The 15,643-nt window shown below is 39.3% G+C and carries 17 protein-coding genes; all 17 read right to left on the reverse strand.

Translation table 11 applies throughout. The features are described 5' to 3' along the window. Positions 1–6 precede the first annotated feature (6 nt). The 17 genes from U5921_RS03740 to U5921_RS03815 all read right to left on the reverse strand — a co-directional run bounded on the left by U5921_RS03740 (position 7) and on the right by U5921_RS03815 (position 15,643). The gene (locus U5921_RS03740; protein ID WP_324825138.1) at positions 7–1,872 is read right to left on the reverse strand and encodes a VirD4-like conjugal transfer protein, CD1115 family; all 1,866 of its coding nucleotides are present in this window, start codon (positions 1,870–1,872) and stop codon (positions 7–9) included. Further along, on the reverse strand, positions 1,872–3,821 hold the full coding sequence (locus U5921_RS03745) for a DUF3801 domain-containing protein (protein ID WP_324825139.1): 1,950 nt from the start codon (positions 3,819–3,821) through the stop codon (positions 1,872–1,874). Before U5921_RS03745 ends, U5921_RS03740 begins: the two co-directional genes overlap by 1 nt. 16 nt (positions 3,822–3,837) lie before the next feature. Further along, the gene (locus tag U5921_RS03750) at positions 3,838–5,073 is read right to left on the reverse strand and encodes a relaxase/mobilization nuclease domain-containing protein (protein WP_324825140.1); all 1,236 of its coding nucleotides are present in this window, start codon (positions 5,071–5,073) and stop codon (positions 3,838–3,840) included. Then, the gene (locus U5921_RS03755; RefSeq protein WP_324825141.1) at positions 5,073–5,426 is read right to left on the reverse strand and encodes a plasmid mobilization protein; all 354 of its coding nucleotides are present in this window, start codon (positions 5,424–5,426) and stop codon (positions 5,073–5,075) included. The genes U5921_RS03750 and U5921_RS03755 overlap by 1 nt, the downstream gene beginning before the upstream one ends. A 186-nt stretch (positions 5,427–5,612) precedes the next feature. Next, complete coding sequence (locus tag U5921_RS03760; protein WP_324825142.1) at positions 5,613–5,894, reverse strand: hypothetical protein; 282 nt, start codon at positions 5,892–5,894, stop codon at positions 5,613–5,615. Further along, entirely contained in the window at positions 5,887–8,475 is a 2,589-nt protein-coding gene (locus U5921_RS03765; protein ID WP_324825143.1) for a DUF3991 domain-containing protein, read from the reverse strand. The genes U5921_RS03760 and U5921_RS03765 overlap by 8 nt, the downstream gene beginning before the upstream one ends. 76 nt (positions 8,476–8,551) lie before the next feature. Next, complete coding sequence (locus U5921_RS03770) at positions 8,552–8,989, reverse strand: A24 family peptidase (protein ID WP_324825144.1); 438 nt, start codon at positions 8,987–8,989, stop codon at positions 8,552–8,554. Positions 8,990–9,008: 19 nt separating this feature from the next. Next, positions 9,009–9,215: a hypothetical protein gene (locus U5921_RS03775; RefSeq protein ID WP_324825145.1), complete on the reverse strand. Its 207-nt coding sequence runs from the start codon at positions 9,213–9,215 to the stop codon at positions 9,009–9,011. Between the two features lie 15 nt (positions 9,216–9,230). After that, complete coding sequence (locus tag U5921_RS03780; RefSeq protein ID WP_324825146.1) at positions 9,231–10,499, reverse strand: hypothetical protein; 1,269 nt, start codon at positions 10,497–10,499, stop codon at positions 9,231–9,233. 75 nt (positions 10,500–10,574) lie between these two features. Beyond that, positions 10,575–11,561: an S-layer homology domain-containing protein gene (locus U5921_RS03785; RefSeq protein WP_324825147.1), complete on the reverse strand. Its 987-nt coding sequence runs from the start codon at positions 11,559–11,561 to the stop codon at positions 10,575–10,577. A 276-nt stretch (positions 11,562–11,837) separates the two neighbouring features. After that, entirely contained in the window at positions 11,838–11,918 is an 81-nt protein-coding gene (locus U5921_RS16185) for a putative holin-like toxin (protein ID WP_417765049.1), read from the reverse strand. 114 nt (positions 11,919–12,032) lie between these two features. Beyond that, entirely contained in the window at positions 12,033–12,530 is a 498-nt protein-coding gene (locus U5921_RS03790) for a hypothetical protein (protein WP_324825148.1), read from the reverse strand. Positions 12,531–12,620: 90 nt separating this feature from the next. After that, entirely contained in the window at positions 12,621–13,091 is a 471-nt protein-coding gene (locus U5921_RS03795) for a hypothetical protein (protein ID WP_324824319.1), read from the reverse strand. Between the two features lie 2 nt (positions 13,092–13,093). Continuing rightward, positions 13,094–13,561 (reverse strand): DUF4320 family protein, encoded by a 468-nt coding sequence (locus U5921_RS03800; protein ID WP_324824320.1) that lies wholly within the window; start codon positions 13,559–13,561, stop codon positions 13,094–13,096. 8 nt (positions 13,562–13,569) lie between these two features. Beyond that, positions 13,570–13,800 (reverse strand): hypothetical protein, encoded by a 231-nt coding sequence (locus U5921_RS03805; RefSeq protein ID WP_324824321.1) that lies wholly within the window; start codon positions 13,798–13,800, stop codon positions 13,570–13,572. An 18-nt stretch (positions 13,801–13,818) separates the two neighbouring features. Then, positions 13,819–14,715: a hypothetical protein gene (locus U5921_RS03810; RefSeq protein ID WP_324825149.1), complete on the reverse strand. Its 897-nt coding sequence runs from the start codon at positions 14,713–14,715 to the stop codon at positions 13,819–13,821. Between the two features lie 10 nt (positions 14,716–14,725). Next, positions 14,726–15,643 (reverse strand): hypothetical protein, encoded by a 918-nt coding sequence (locus U5921_RS03815; RefSeq protein ID WP_324825150.1) that lies wholly within the window; start codon positions 15,641–15,643, stop codon positions 14,726–14,728.

Below are 15,643 nucleotides of genomic sequence, written 5' to 3' on the forward strand. Positions count from 1 at the left end.
CATATACTAAAATTCATATTCTAAGGCATATCGCATTTGTTGTATGCCTTCCACACTAACTTGTAATTCCTTTAAATTAATACTTGGATCTGCTTTCTTCACTTTCTGCTGCTTCACTGTCTCTCGCATAGTATCCTTTTTTTGCAGCACTGGTGTAACAATGCTTTTATAGTCAAAGAAATTTTCTGGATGCTCCTCTTCATCATACAGCAGCTTGTAATTGGGATGCTTGGTCAAGTCATACTTCTGTGAATAAAACGGATGTACTCCCTTGATCAATACGAAGCAATCCGTATCTGGCATCTGACCAATCTCATCTGGCATCATGAGTTCTCTGGCCTGTTTGTTGTAATTTTGAGTTGCCGACCGATGCCTACCTCTAGTAAGGTTTCCAGTCTGTACGTCAATGGTCTCCTTTCCAAGCATCTTGGAAAAATACTCTGTAGTGCTTTGCTCATCACCGCCTAGATACAACTTGGTGTTACAGCAATTGACGATAGCTTTCCAACTTTTTTTATACAACTCCTCTAGCTGTGCCAGATGCTGCAAAATAATAGTCACACTAAAATTTTTGCTTCTCATAGTAGATGCCTGCTCTGAAAAGTCCGGTATCTCTCCGATGTTTGCAAATTCATCCAAAATAAATCGTACATGATTCTTCAGCCTTCGGCCTTTGCTACGAAATGCAATGTTGGAAAACAACAAAAACATTTGCGTGTACATCATGGCCACAATAAAGTTAAAAGTCTTATCCGAATCGGGAATGATAAGAAATAATGCCATCTTTCTCTCTGGCAGCTGTCGAATATCCAGCGTATCTTGCTGTGTTAAATTTGCCACTGCCGGAATATTAAAGATCGCTAAACGGACACCCGCAGAGATAATGATACTCTTAGCTGTTTTTCCTGCTGCCTTTTTAAAGATGTCATATTGGCAAATCGCTACGTTATCGGGATCCTCCTTTCGTAGCTGTTCAAATAAAATATCTAGATCTGATTCAAAGCTGCTATCTTCTTCATCCACCACCGCCATTCGAATCAAACGTAAAACAGTGTTAAAATTTTGTTCATCCTTTGGTAGTTTATACCAAATAAAGAAAAACAGCGCTTGTAATAACGCTGTTTCTGCCTTTTCCCAAAAAGGATCATTGACGCTGCTGTTGGATGGTGTGGTATTACGGATAAGACAAGAGATTACCTTCATCACGTCTTCCTCTTTTTCGATATAGTGAAATGGACTGTAGCAGTAACTATGTGCCATATCTACTAAATTGAAGACACGAATTTCATAGCCATTTTTCTCTAACATTTTCCCGGTGTCCTGCAAAATCTCTCCTTTGGGATCTGTGATTACATAAGAGGTGTGCAGTTGCATGAGATTAGGTTTTACATAGGATCTGGTTTTTCCAGCACCGGAATCTCCTATGACAAGTACATTGGCATTCTTACGAATCTTCCTTGAGTTTAAACTGAGGCACTCCGTAAGCGTCAAAATAATATTGTTTTTAAACACCTTATCCGCCAACCGCTTGCCTTCCTCTTTTTCTGCCCACCTTGCCGTGCCATGCTCTTTACCGGGCATTAGCTTTTTCCTGCTACTGATATACCACACGACTCCCATGAACGCAATAAATGTAAACCACTTGAACGGCTCTAAGCTGGCACCAGCAAAGGACAGTGGATAGAGCTGCATGTGCGTAGTGGCATCATACAGCAATGCATTCAAATCTGACAGAAAATTGAACTCTAGATATGCTGGCCAGCACACGCCTATGTGCAGCATCAGATAACTGCCCAGCACGTAGCTGACTGCCATCAAGATGTAATCCGACCGCCGTTTCTTACGTCGCCGCTCTTGTTCTGTAATTGCCATTACCGCTCACCCCTTACTGAAGCTTCCTTGGAGCCTATTGAAAGTTTTACCTCTGGTACCATATTTGCTTCCCTTGTAGCTTTAATTTTTGCTACTGCCTTTTCATACTCTGCCAGCGGTTTCTTTTCTGCGCCATCCCCCTCTGTTCCTAGCTCAACGTCACCTTTGCTTTTTTTCCTTGTCCAATTCATCTCATCTGATTGCAGCAATTTTTCAAATTGACCAGTCACACCTTTTCCAGATTTTTCTGTATGTCGATACTTTTCCATCTGCTGTAACGCTGCCTCTGGCCGCACCTTTGCTTTCTGTCCATCTAAAAATACTAGACTCTGATTGACTGTTTTCAATTCTCCATTTACTTGCTGAATGTCTTTATATATGTATATCCGATTATTGGTGTTTTTTGCATCAATAAAGGTATGCAGTGTACCATCTAACCCAGCCATTTCCGCAAATATATCCTTTAGCTTCTCCTCTTTGGCCGCCGCTACTGCAACTAATTGCTGCTCTGCTATCTGCTCTTTGGCAATGCCATCTACTTTTTGATACAGTGTATCATGATCATAATGGCCTTTTGCAACCATAGTCATTGGATCCTGATATTCCTTAATTTGCTTTGCCGCCTGCACAGCGGATACCTGCAGCACACTTTTCCCTTTATGCAAAAATGTCTGCACTGTCTCATCACTCTGCCTTAGTTCCACAAAGTGATTGGACTTTCCTGCATCAAAAATAACATGAGTTTCTGGAGGTAATTTCTTTGGCACAGCTTCCCGCTCTATCTTTTCTATCTTTGCGTTCATGAGTTGCTGACTTTGTTGTTGTAGCTTATTAAAATGCTTTGCTGCACTTCGTCCAGTTTGCTCCGTATGCTTATATTCTTCATATCCAGCAAATGCTTTAACTGGATCAGCCCCTATCTGCTCTATACCATCTGTATATACCTGTACCGTATTCTTCGTAGCAATGCCGGCTTCATTGGTCTCCAGCTCCTTGTACACAGCAATGAAATTGTTGGGATTTTGTGCATCAGATACCACGTGTAAGCTCCCATCCATCCAAGCGGGCTGTTGCATCAGTTTATCCATGAAGGAAGCTCTCTCCTCCTGCTTCATTTGCAACTGCTGTTTTTCCTTCTGTTTTTCAGTCACTTGCTGTATCATCTGTAGTAATTCTTTTTCTTTATAAGATGAACCTTTTATTTGAAAGCTTCCATGTTGCACATACGAATCCACTTCATGGCGTGCCTGCTCCTGCGTTGGCAGTCCATCTTTTGATAGCAGCTCTCCATTTTGGTAAATGGCAAATTGGGCATTCCCATCTACATCAAAAAAAATTTCCACAAAATCCATTGGATTATCTTGATTAAAAATAACAGTAGTAAACTCTTGCTGACTTACTCCAACTTGGAACAATTCGTCTGCACTACGTATAGGCTGATCATCTGGCTCCACTACGCCCATTTCTTTGTTAGTTTCCTGTTTGCTCTTACTCTTTTCTGATTCTACCGTTTTGCTCTCATCTTCCTTTTGTGTGCCAGGTTCTTCAGAAGAAGTTTCTTGCTTTGAATCCGTTTCTTCCTTTACATTATCCTGAAGAATATCTTCAAAGATATGCTGCATCCGTTCTGCTTCACTTTCTTTATAGTAGACAATCATTTGTCCTTCCTGATTTTCCACCATAGCGTAAACCACTCCATGTTGTTTAGACAATTTCGCGATCTCATTTGCATGGCTTGGATCAATTACGGCACTTTTAATTCGATCTCCTTCATCCAGTGACTGAATTAACTTGTCAATATTTGTTTCTCCAGCTTTAATCCGTGAGCCCTCACGTGCCTTCAAGAATAAAAATTTCATTAGCTCTGCTGTTATATGCAACGCTTCCTTGCTCATATCTACCGACGCATTGGCAACGACAGTAGCTGCATCTGCACCATGATCTTGCATCTTAGCTCCTCCTTTTTTACAATCGCCTATCGGTATGCTTCACCTTAGACGACTTAGACGACATTTCCTCTTGTGAACTCCTATCAAAATTCACATCTGGTATAATAGTCCGTTCTCTTATTTTATTTAAGTTCTTTAGTAATTTTTGATAAGGCCCCATCTCCTTTTCAATTTCCTTTTTCTGCTTCCAGTCGGTTGTCCGGTTCAACTGCTCCATCAAAAAAACCAGTCTTTCATTCACATCACTCCTAGAAGATATATTATTTTTCTGTACAAAAAAAAGCTGTTCTGTCAGCTCTTTAATTTGATATTCATATTTACTTTTATACCCCTTTCGTTGCGAAGGGGATACCTTTTTCAAATGGAACTCCTTTGTACCTGACATAGCATGAAGCCATAAGCCAAAGAGCGTTGAGAATCTTGCTCTGCGATGCTTGAGCCCCCAAAAGGCTTTTTGTGATGGCGTTAATTTCTTCCACTTTGAATGCCATTCAATGCCACTTGGTATAAAACAGAATTCTTTAAAACGAATGCGTTCTTTTATCATTTCTTCTGTATATGCTGCTCCTATTTTTCTTCCACGACACCCCTTCTCCATTCCTTCTTTTTTAAATACAATGTGAGTTACATTCTCGCCATACTTTATAAAATATCCTTGTGCATGCATTAGCTCAATAAAATGTTCAAAGCTATCTGAACGCCAAATAGTGGCATCAATGTCACGTTGAATATTCGCTTTCCAAGAACTTTGATTCCGTCTCTCCATATATTCCTTATAGCTCATTCCTTTGTCTTTTGGGATTACTACCTCCAGTCCATATTTTTCACACAAAGTGTCAGTCCACGCTCGAAGTTCATCTAGCGTTCGATTGCAGTCATTGTATTTTTTTCCATCCATATCAACTGCATTAAAAATAAAATTGAAATGAATGTTTTTCGTATCCACATGCACGCTTCCAAAGTATTGGTATCTCGAAAACTTACCATTCATCCACTCAATTGCAATTTCTCTGGCTTGCTCTGGTGATACTTCTTTTGCAGGGAAGGAAACACACCCATGATATATTAAATTGTTATTATCTTTATTGAACCGTCTCCTGTGCGTCTGCATCTGTAGATGCGCAAGTTCCCAATCAGTAGAGCATCTATTCGAGAAAAGCAATGTACCATTATCGCTTTTTTCAGGCCTAGATACATATTCTAATCTTTGATCAGGTCGCACTTTCACATCCCATATTTTCGTAATAGCCATTATCCACCCTCTGACTTTTTCTTTATGGTGTCTCTGTAAATTTTTTTGATTGACTCATGAATTGTCTCCATAGCTCCCACCAAGTATTCTGCATTTCCTTTATCTAAGTTATCACCTTGATTTAACTTCTTTGCAATTTGATTAATGTTGACACCGATTTTTCCAATCTGCGCCGTCAGATTATCCAATGCAGAAAAATCATAAATGACAACTTCCTTGTCAAAAATCAATCGGCGCAAATAATCACTTCTTGATGTTTGCAATTGGTAAGCCTTCTCATCAATATCTAATAACTCCTCTACCGTCACTCGACACTTTACTGTTTCAGTTCTGCTATCGGCTTTTGTTTTCATAGGCTACCTCCTTTCCTTTTTTATTTTCAATCAAACGGGGTTTTAGGGGTTCGCCCCCCTAACGAGCGGATTTGTGGCACAAATCCAGTGCTTGCCAATTCAAAAAAAACTTGTGGCACAAGTTTTCACTGACAGAGAAATCACCACTGACAGAATAAAAAATAACATCCGCTGGGTGCCACATCGCTATTCTAAATCAGAATACATTGGCAAAATTTCAAATAGCTTGCGAATATCTTCTTCCGACATTTGCTCTACTTTTTCAATTACCTCGTCATACATCATTTCTAGTTCTTCGGCTGGGTCAAATAAAAATCCTTTTCCGCTTAAGCCATCATCCGATTCAATATTGGCTCTTCCTTCTCGTAATGTACGAAGCAATAAATCCTTATCTGGTCGGCGCATTTCTTTTACCAAAATTGCCTCTTGCTCCATGCTGAATTGTAAAAATAAATAATCATTAGTCATGTTGTTTATCCTCCTTTGTACTTTTTGTTTTCTGATTTTCAAATCGTTTCATTTGGGTCAGCAAATCCTTTTCACACTTTTTTACAATGTCAGGATACATGCTCTTTTGAATAAAGTCTAGCAAGTTATCTGCGTATCCATCTCCAATGTCATACCGTGAGATACCATACTGCCATTGTCCATTGTCTTCAATATAAAGTGCAAACTCTGTTTTGTCATATCCACGATTTGGATCAATTTTTCTTTCTTTGCGAACCCTCGCTTCATACTGCCCAAATACTTTGTTAGCAGCCATCAACGAGTAAAATTCTCCTTTCGGTAAATTGGATTCAGAAAAATTGATTTGTACTTTTACCTTGCCTTTAACTTTATTGCCTGCATCAATTTGTTTTTGTATAACACCCACACAGCTTTTCAGCGAAGTCGGCTTAGCAACCGCTTCTTGAATGAGCGGATCTTTGTATAAAATAGCGGTGTTCAATGTGGACTCCTCTACTGGATAACCAAAAATTTTCATGGTCTCCACAGGGTCTTTTCGATACCCTTCTTGAAAAAGCTGCATGACATATTCACTTTTACTTTTCGGATTTTTCTCTATCTCTGATAATTTTAAGAGTGTTTCTTCTTCTAAGAGTTCACTACTGTCTTTGGTTTCTTCAGCAACTGATTTTTCTTTTTCTAGCTGCTGTTCCATCGCTGCTTCAAGTTCTGCTAGCATACTTTTTGTTCCTTGTTGTATGGTTCGTAAAGATTCCTTTAACTCATTTAATTCTTGATTTTCATAGGATGCGATGTATGGGAAACTGTAGTCGGATGTGTCCAATCCAAGTTGCTCACATACCATAAAAGCCACTGACTCTGCTTGAATCTCTCTCATGGTTTTCGACTGGTCATCTAGCTTTCCACTATTGTCTGCATGCAATCTGGAGTGAGCCAGCTCATGGATGGCAGTTTTCAAAGTTTGCGCTTCACTCATTCCATTTCGTAATGCAATCCTTTTCTGCTTCGGTGAAAAATACCCTTTCTTGCCATCCTGCATTTGCTCAAAAGCAATGGGATACTTAGAAACCGCCTGAATCGCTTTCATCATTAACTCATATTGGGCTACGTTACCTTTTAATTCACTTGTTAGCTGCGGTAGTTCTCGTCCTTCAGTCTGTGATACATCAAAGACATAAACAGGCTTATAATATTTTTTTTGCACTACTTGATTCTCAATCGTGATCTCTCCTGTCTCCTTGTTGACAACCTCTATCGCTTCTTTTTTGTTGTAGGTAACAGGTGCTAATATTTGCAGTCCAGATTCTCCTTTTTTAACAGTACGGGAAAACTTTTTCTTCCAAGCTTGGAACCCAGCCACCCTGGTTGCATTTGGCATCTGCATAGCAATCAACAAACAGTTTGCTATGCTGTAATGATAAAATTTAGCGGCAAACTTTAAATAATTGATGTAATTATCACTGGAATATACCGCTCTTACCCCATCTTCCAGCTTGCTCCACAGTTCGTCCATTTTTAAATTGGATTGTTGAATGTCAATGCCTGCAATCTCATTTTTTTCTGCTGAACTACCTTCTTTGGGTAAGGTTCTCTTTGCTTTCTGTTCCTTTACCTTTTTGTTCTCCGGTAACTCAGAAGAAATTCCGCGACGGGCTTGTAGTTCTGCATTTAAATCTTTCTCCTTAGTTACAGAATTTAATACGGTATAGCCTTTCTCTTTATACACCTGAGCCAATTTTTCAGCTCGTTTTTGTCCGTGATTGTCTGGATTTCCATCCTTATCTACGGCATCTTTATCATTGTCTAATGCAAGAACAAGAGTTTTAATTTCTGGATGCTTACTCAAATATCGTTCTAACGAGGAATCTGACATACCTCCTAGCGCTAATCGGTGATCCTCCGTCCAATCACCTCCTGCCATCTTGGTCAACGTAGCTTGAGACAAAGCATCAATAGCAGATTCACAGACAATTAAAATATCATTTCGCCCAGGTAAAGCAAAAGAATATGATTTATCCGATCCAGTCACATCACCTTTAAATGGCTTTGCTGCATTGGTATAAGTTCCACGCAAGGACGCATGTTTTACATGCCCCAAATCGTCTGCCTGTCCTACGAAAACCGCATTGTTGTACTTCTTACTCTCATAAATCAGCCCTTGCTTCATACACACTTTTACAATGTCTGCATCCAATCCTCTAGTCTTAGTTAGATACGCATATGCCCGCTTTGTCGTATCATTTTTCTCTGGTAATTGAAACTCTACCTTTTTCATCTCTCTCTGTACTGATGCTGTTATCTCAGAAGTAACACTAGTCCCTCCTGCAAATTCTGCTAGTTTTTTAATTGCATCCAATTTACTGATACCTTCCAGTTCGTGCACCAATGAGATAGGGCTCTGCCCTCCGGTATTCCTACTATGCCAGAACCACTTTCCATCTCCGCTTATTTTCAAACTATCGTGCTCTTTTAATTGCCAATCCTTCCCCGACTTTTCCAAAACATGACCAGTTGCCCTCAGATAGTCTAGTGCATGTACACCACGAGCCAGCTCATAGTCCTCTTTTGTGTATACTGCCATTTCTCGCTCCTTTCTTTCCAAAAAACAGAAAAGGAAGAGTCGTTGTTACACTCTCCCTCATCCTTATTTATCTATTTTATATTTCACGGAATATCAACAGAAAGATATATCCAACGAACACCATAATTGCAAAAGGTACTGAACGTACCTGCTTCATGAAGCAATAACATAAAGCGATCAGGCAAGCCACAAATGCCACTATACTGAGTTGTGTTGCCCCGATTAACGCTCCTAATGCTATAATTAGCTTATAATCGCCACCTCCAATGCCATCCTCCTGAACAACATATAATAAAAAAAGAATCAATGCAGGCACAATTACCCCAAAGATTCTTTCACTGATACTAACTGAAATAAAAAAATTGTTATTACCAAAAATCGAAATTATCATTTCTATAACAGCTAGAATTGCTAACCCTGCAGGTACTTTATTGGGGACGATTCGATATTTCCAATCTTGATATGCACCATATGCCAAAATTGGCACAGATAGCATCCAAATACACACGTTCATGCTTTACCTGCCTTTCGAATTATTCTCCCACAATTTTCATCAACTTTTCTTTCTTCGTAATTAGTTCATTTTTTTCTCCGACATCTAACCGCAACCAAATAGTCCTATTCTCATATTTCAAACGTTCTAGCTCTTCCGTATAGTACTCTTCCTCTTTATTTTCTAACCTGCGATAGAGTGCAAATTGGGCACCTTCAGCAAATATCTTATATTTACATAGCATCATAACCCCTATCCTTTCCTATGGCCTCCGATCGACTGTAAAATCATCCTCATACATATTACCATTAATAGTAATTGTCTTTGGGATAGTCTTGCAGAAAGGCACTTCATTTACACCACCACCGCTGATCACAATCGAGATGGGATGTGTTACAGGCTTCTTCCCTGTTCCTTTTAGTGCTACATCGGTGTAAATCTTACACTCTTTGATTTCACTGATACGATTCTTACGACAAATAAATTTTGAGGATGCAGCCGTGGATGATGATTTTTCAAGCTGAATAATTTTAAACTGTGTTCCTAATCGATTTTTAACAGACCACCCCGTCTTTACTTCTGCAGCTGCCGGTGGCACCGGTTTCTTTTCATTGACCTTTGTTTTACTTTTTCCACATACCCCTTTATCACTGATTTGTTTCGTAGATATACTGTTATTTACTGTTACACCAAAACCATATCCGGATTTCAGTTTATTTGGCGAAACTGTTGCATTGGCTGTTAAAGTAGTCTGATACGTATAAACATGCCTGCAGGTATGTCCGGGGCAGCCTCCACCTATTAAGCAACCTCCACAATAATACGTATGTGCCTTTGTCTCTGACCATTGAATAACTGTACTGCACCCTTTGGTATCTGCCGGCGGTGTTGGCTGCTCCGGCTCTACAAATGGTGGAACTTCCGGTACTTCCTCAAGCACAGGTTCATCCCACTCTATGACATATGGCATAAAATAAAGCTGCCCCTGCATATCATCCGACAAGGTATTATTTCTCGCATAACTAAGAAATTTCTCGATTTCCGGAGAGACATAGCCTAATAGATCCCGTATTTCCTGTTCTTCTCCTACTTTAAGCTTTGCTGCTACATCATAGATTTCACCTGATTGTAACCTAAATTGATAGGAATAGGTAATCTTTCCATCTGCATCTGGATTTGTTTTTAATTTAAGACTTAGTTCCGAAGCGGCATATGGCATATATGCTTTATCATACATCGTCTTTTCTCTTGCCCCATCCGTAGCCTTTCCCGGATCATGTTTGTCCATATCATAAGGATAAATTTTCACATTTTTCGCACCTTTTTCCAGTGTTGCGCTGGTATTCATCGTATATAAATCCTTCGGAGCTGCTGGATCCCATTCTTGCGTCTTACTTCGCCAAATAAAAATAACGCTAGTGACAAACCTTACCTTTTTTTCCGTTTTTATTTCTTCTGCTGCAAATACGGGTATAACTGACATCCCTAGCATGAGCAAGCTAAGAAGCATACAAAAGATTCTTTTTCTCATATTGTTATCCTTTCTTTGCAAAAGAAAATCGCCTGCTTTTTTACAGACGATTTATCTCTTTTACATATTAATCTATTATTTTTTAAATGGATTCGGTATCAGAGTTAACACCGGATTTACACTGTCGTAACTGCCGATATAATCTACCTTTGTAATATCCGCTGACTGTACTCCCCTTAATTCATACAAAACAGCATATCTTCCATCTCTTGTAGCATTACGACCACTTGTTATAACTGCTTTTCCATCAGTCACAAAGATTGCCAATCCTGGATCCTTCATTTTCACGTATTTTTGAAGAGAGTCTTCTCCAAGCTCCATATTCCAAAGCTTCGGATCAGAGATTACATATGTGGTCAGATGTTTTCCCCCAAAAATATCCTGTGAATTTGTAATAATATCCTTGATTGTTCCCGTCTTGTCTTTATCCACCACTTTTTCGGTGGTTCGATCTGCCGGCTCCAGCATCCTTGTCAGCATAGAACAAACCTCAGCTCTTGTTGCAGTTTTGCTTCCTCCAAAGGTTCCATCCGGATAACCGGATATGATACCCTTCCCGTAAGCTTGCAAAATATATGGTTTGCAGTAATCACAAAGTCCTGCATAATCCTTTAATTGAGTTTTAAATTTATCTGCATTGGCAATTGGCTCTTCCTTTAGCACTTTTTCTGTAGTTCTTGCTATGACAACCGCCATCTTCTGACGTGTAATTGGTTTATTCCAATCTGACTGTTGCATCTCATCACCAATAACCATTTCGTTTTTCTTAGCAACATCCATATAACCACTTGCCCAATGCTGGCCAGTTTTATCTTGTTTGCCAACTGTCGCTCCCACGATGGTGGTTATAAACTCCGCATTCGTCATGGTTTTGTTTGGACGGAAGGTCTTATCCGGATACCCGCTGATAGCTCCCTTATCAACCATTTTGCTCATATATGGGTAATACCAATCAGTTACTTTTGTATCTTTAAAATTAGGCTGCGCTGCTGCAAAGGATATGGTAGACGATGCAATGGCCACGACTAAAGTCAGTGCCAACATAATGCTCTTTTTCTTCATAATTTCCACCTCCAAATTAATGAAATTTATTCTTTTTCATACTATAATTATACCTTAAAACCGTTGAAATTTCAATAGTTTTGTTGAATCTTTATAATTTTTTATTCGATTGTGTTTTTTCTTTTTCTGTCTGTACTATACCTGTTTTCTTGACGCATATTGAAACATATGCTATCATAAGAATAGATAAAGGATTACCGCTTTTCGCAGGGCGGTCAGTCCAAAACTGGGTTTTGAAATGCCGTCTAGACCGAAAAGGAATAGGCGGTATTTCTTTTATTTACGCTTGTGCAAGCACAAGGAAATAATGGCTACAATTAGTAATCCAAACTGAAACAGTTCTGAATATGTAATCATAACAATCACCCCCTTTTTCAGAGAGTGACCAACCGCCAAACGGTAATCCTTAGCATATTATACCATGATTTTCTTTTTTCTTACAAGATTTACTTACCATAAGCTTACATACTTCTATCTTTCTAGTCCTCTATCTCTAGTTCTTCTGATATTTTTGTTTTCTTTTTGCAATAAAGCCTTTTCCTGCTCCAATTCAGAAACACGCTGGTGAAGCTCTTTGTTTTCCGCAGCAATCCGCTTTAATTCATCTGCCATTGCTTTAATGTTCTCAACACTGTCTACTATATTTTTTTGCTGCACTGTCAAACAATTATACCGATTAGCCTGCTTTTCTTTTGTCACTTGCATATCTGTCCAAATTTTTGATGTGCAGTCAAATATTCTTTCCTGCCCATGTTCCAGCCTCTTATGAGCATCCTCCAATCCATTATGCTCTTTGGTTAAAAAGCGATGCTCTTTTGATAAAGTTTCATGTTCATTTGAGAGATTTCCATTCTCCGAAGATAGATCTTTATGCCCTTGTATTAATTTATTCACTTTGCTGTTATACCCGATCCAAGCTACTATTAGTGTAACAACTGCGGTAATACCCGCGGCGACAATCGTTTCCATCCACCATTCCTCCGATATTAAAAATTCATACAAATTTTTCACTTCCCTTCATTGTATTATAATGGAAATTTTTCGTCAACAGGATTACGCTTACCTTCCATCTACCCTCATGTTTCTACTCCCTACATTAATGGGAAGCTGCCAATCTGGTAGTCCTACAAATACACATGGTACATTTGCAACCGCTTTTACCTTCATTTTTGCGTTCTCTCCATCAATCTCCAAATCTTTAATTTCTACTTTATAAGCATATTTTTTTTGACCTGGTTGATGCTTCTCGAAATTGGAATCTAAATCGAGATCTTCGTGCAAATAGCGATAAAACTTATCTTTTGCCACATCAGGATCGAGCTTATTTAGATAGTCCTGCCGATAACTATCATACATGGCTTCTTTAATGGATAGGTTTACCGCTCGGTTTAATTCTGTCTCTACATGGTCATGCATACCATGTACTTTTAAATACTCAGCTACAAAGGTTCCCATACCAAGCAGCAAAACGAAAATAGCTAGTGTGGTGATGAGTAAGTCTCCCCGCTTATCCTTGCATAAATTCCTCATTGCTAATAATCCTTCCAATACACTTCAGACATTCCCTCAATGGTACTTTTTATAGGGATTTTTAATACAACCGGCCGTTTTGAAAATGCCGGTGTCAAAATAGTCATATCATAACTGTCCTCCACCACTACCGTAAAGGAATCTCGAAACTGTATTTTCTTAGAAGAATCAAGATACCTTATATTTTCCACGGTCATTTTTGCATTCGTTTGTAATTTATCATTCAAATCTCGAAGCTGCTCCTTTACATCACTTGTAACCTGTCCATTCAGTTCAATGGTCTGCGCAAGTTCCTTTGCAATATAGTGCACATGCTGGTATTTCACCATCATTTGAAGCAAATTCATGCAGTTCAAAATCATAATGACAATAATCAGCATGATCACGATTGGTTCCCATAGCAGTTCACCTTCTCTACCGGAAAAGAAGGCTTTCCATCGCTGAAAAGCCTGTAACTTTCTCCTTCTCATTTTGCCACCTAAACAGTCAGCAAGGACTTGAACTTGTCTACCATGGAATCCCAAAGGTTGGATATTGTAGGGCTAACTGCTTTTAACAGCAATCCCACAATCACAATTCCTACTAATGCTGCCAGCAGGATTTCCCACCCAGCCATGCCGGATTCATCCTTCTGTAGCTTACAAAAGAAACCAATGCACGCTTTGTTGTACTTTTCTTCCACATTCTTCATCACAGCTTTTACTTTCATTTTCATTTCCTCCTAAAATTAAATCATTTTTCCTAAGCCAGAGCTAATGCTGGCAATAATCACATACAGCATGGCGGTCATAGCCACACCAACAAGCGGCAGCGTAGCCACCGTAACTTTTCCCGGACGCTTATCCAACTCCCGTTTCAGATTCTCTCTTGCCCGCAGATCCATATCATTAGCTAAACGATCTAACGCCAGCTCCTGATTTTCTCCACGAGTCACGCCAATTAACGTATTGCACAGATAATTAACTTCCGTCAATCCAATCCGATTGGCAAAGTTTCTCAATGCCGTTTCAATGCTCTTTGACTTCATTTCCATAATGAGGAGCGAAACATCATATCGAAAAGCCGAATCTGCGACCTCTAAATAAGTTTCAAATATACCAATTAGATCTGGAGAACTCCGTGCTTCCTTCAATTTAAAAAGGATTGCCCTTACAAATCCGGGTAATCCCTTTGAAATTTTCTCCTTTTTCTGTTTTAAAATATCAGAACACAATGTGAACTGATGATACCCCAAAATCGCAACAATGCAGATTCCTATAGGCATAAACATGACCAAGCCACCTAAGTACAGTCCCACTACTGTGAATAGAAACGTCATTCCTGTTATGGCAATGCCCCTAGCTACATATTCCTGGGGACTACAATCTATATCAGCTCTGGCAAGCCGCAGCTTCCATTCTGCCGCCTGTCGTTCCTCCAGTTTGATCCATGGAGTAATCTTCCTTGCAATTGGCATCACCAATTCCTCTTGTAACGTTTCTTTTATATTGCGTTTCGGCTTTATAGTCCCTCGAAACGCTCTAGTAGCAGCTCTTGGCGGCTCCTTGTTGTAATGCTGCCCAATTAGGTCAAGAGCCTTAATCACCAGCAATACAATAGTAATTTGTAACAGTGTCAGTAACATAACAACCTCCTTATTCAATTGGCCGATTGATTTTCATAACATAAGCTGCTGTCAGAAGCGAAGTCAGAATCATTGCAATCACAAATCCTTTCCCAATTACAGTCTGGGTCAAAGTGAGAAACCATTGCACATTAACGAATTTCAAAATTGGAATTACAGAGAACATAGCAGCTACAGTCATGAGATAATTTCTCCATGCCGTCATCATAGCAGTATCACTTTCCTGTTGTATATTTTTCTGATCATTCATTGCCCGCAGAGTGGATTGTAGGTTAAATTTCATTCTTCTATCTTTCATGCAGAGCAATAGCTTATTAATCCATTCATGAAAGTGTCGATTGTCAATTTTCCCATCCAGCAGAATCAATGCTCGTTCCACATTAGGATTGATCAGAAGTACATCCGTTAAAAACTCATCAAAGGGATTAATTTCTCGAAACCGTTCATCTACATAGCGATTCTTCTCTTCCACATATACCTGAAATGCTCCAATGATGTCATCACTTGTTAGATAGGCATTGGTAATGATAGACATAACACTTTCCAATTCTTCCAGCTCTCTTCGCCTAGCTGACATGGTTCGAAACAGCAAGAACAGATATGCTAGAGGCGTAAAGGCTGCTCCAGCGAAAAGGGAGAGCGTCACATCCCTGAAGATGCCGATTCCACACATACATCCGGCTAAGAAAAAAACAGCTACAACCTTATAAAAGTAATTCCAGTTTTTATGAATTTTCTTTAAGAGACTGTCCACTTTTACCATGATTTTCTCCAGTGGATTGAGGGCATTTTCTGCAATGATATAAATTCGTTTCCGTTTCGCTGCATTGTCTCTGAAAGAAAAGTGAACTACTTTCGGGATGGAAATGTGCCAAGTCTGCATCAGTAATATAGCAGCTACCAGAAGAAAAAAAATGATCCCCAGCAT

The sequence above is a fragment of the Sinanaerobacter sp. ZZT-01 genome, from assembly GCF_035621135.1.
Taxonomy (GTDB): Bacteria; Bacillota; Clostridia; order Peptostreptococcales; family Anaerovoracaceae; genus IOR16.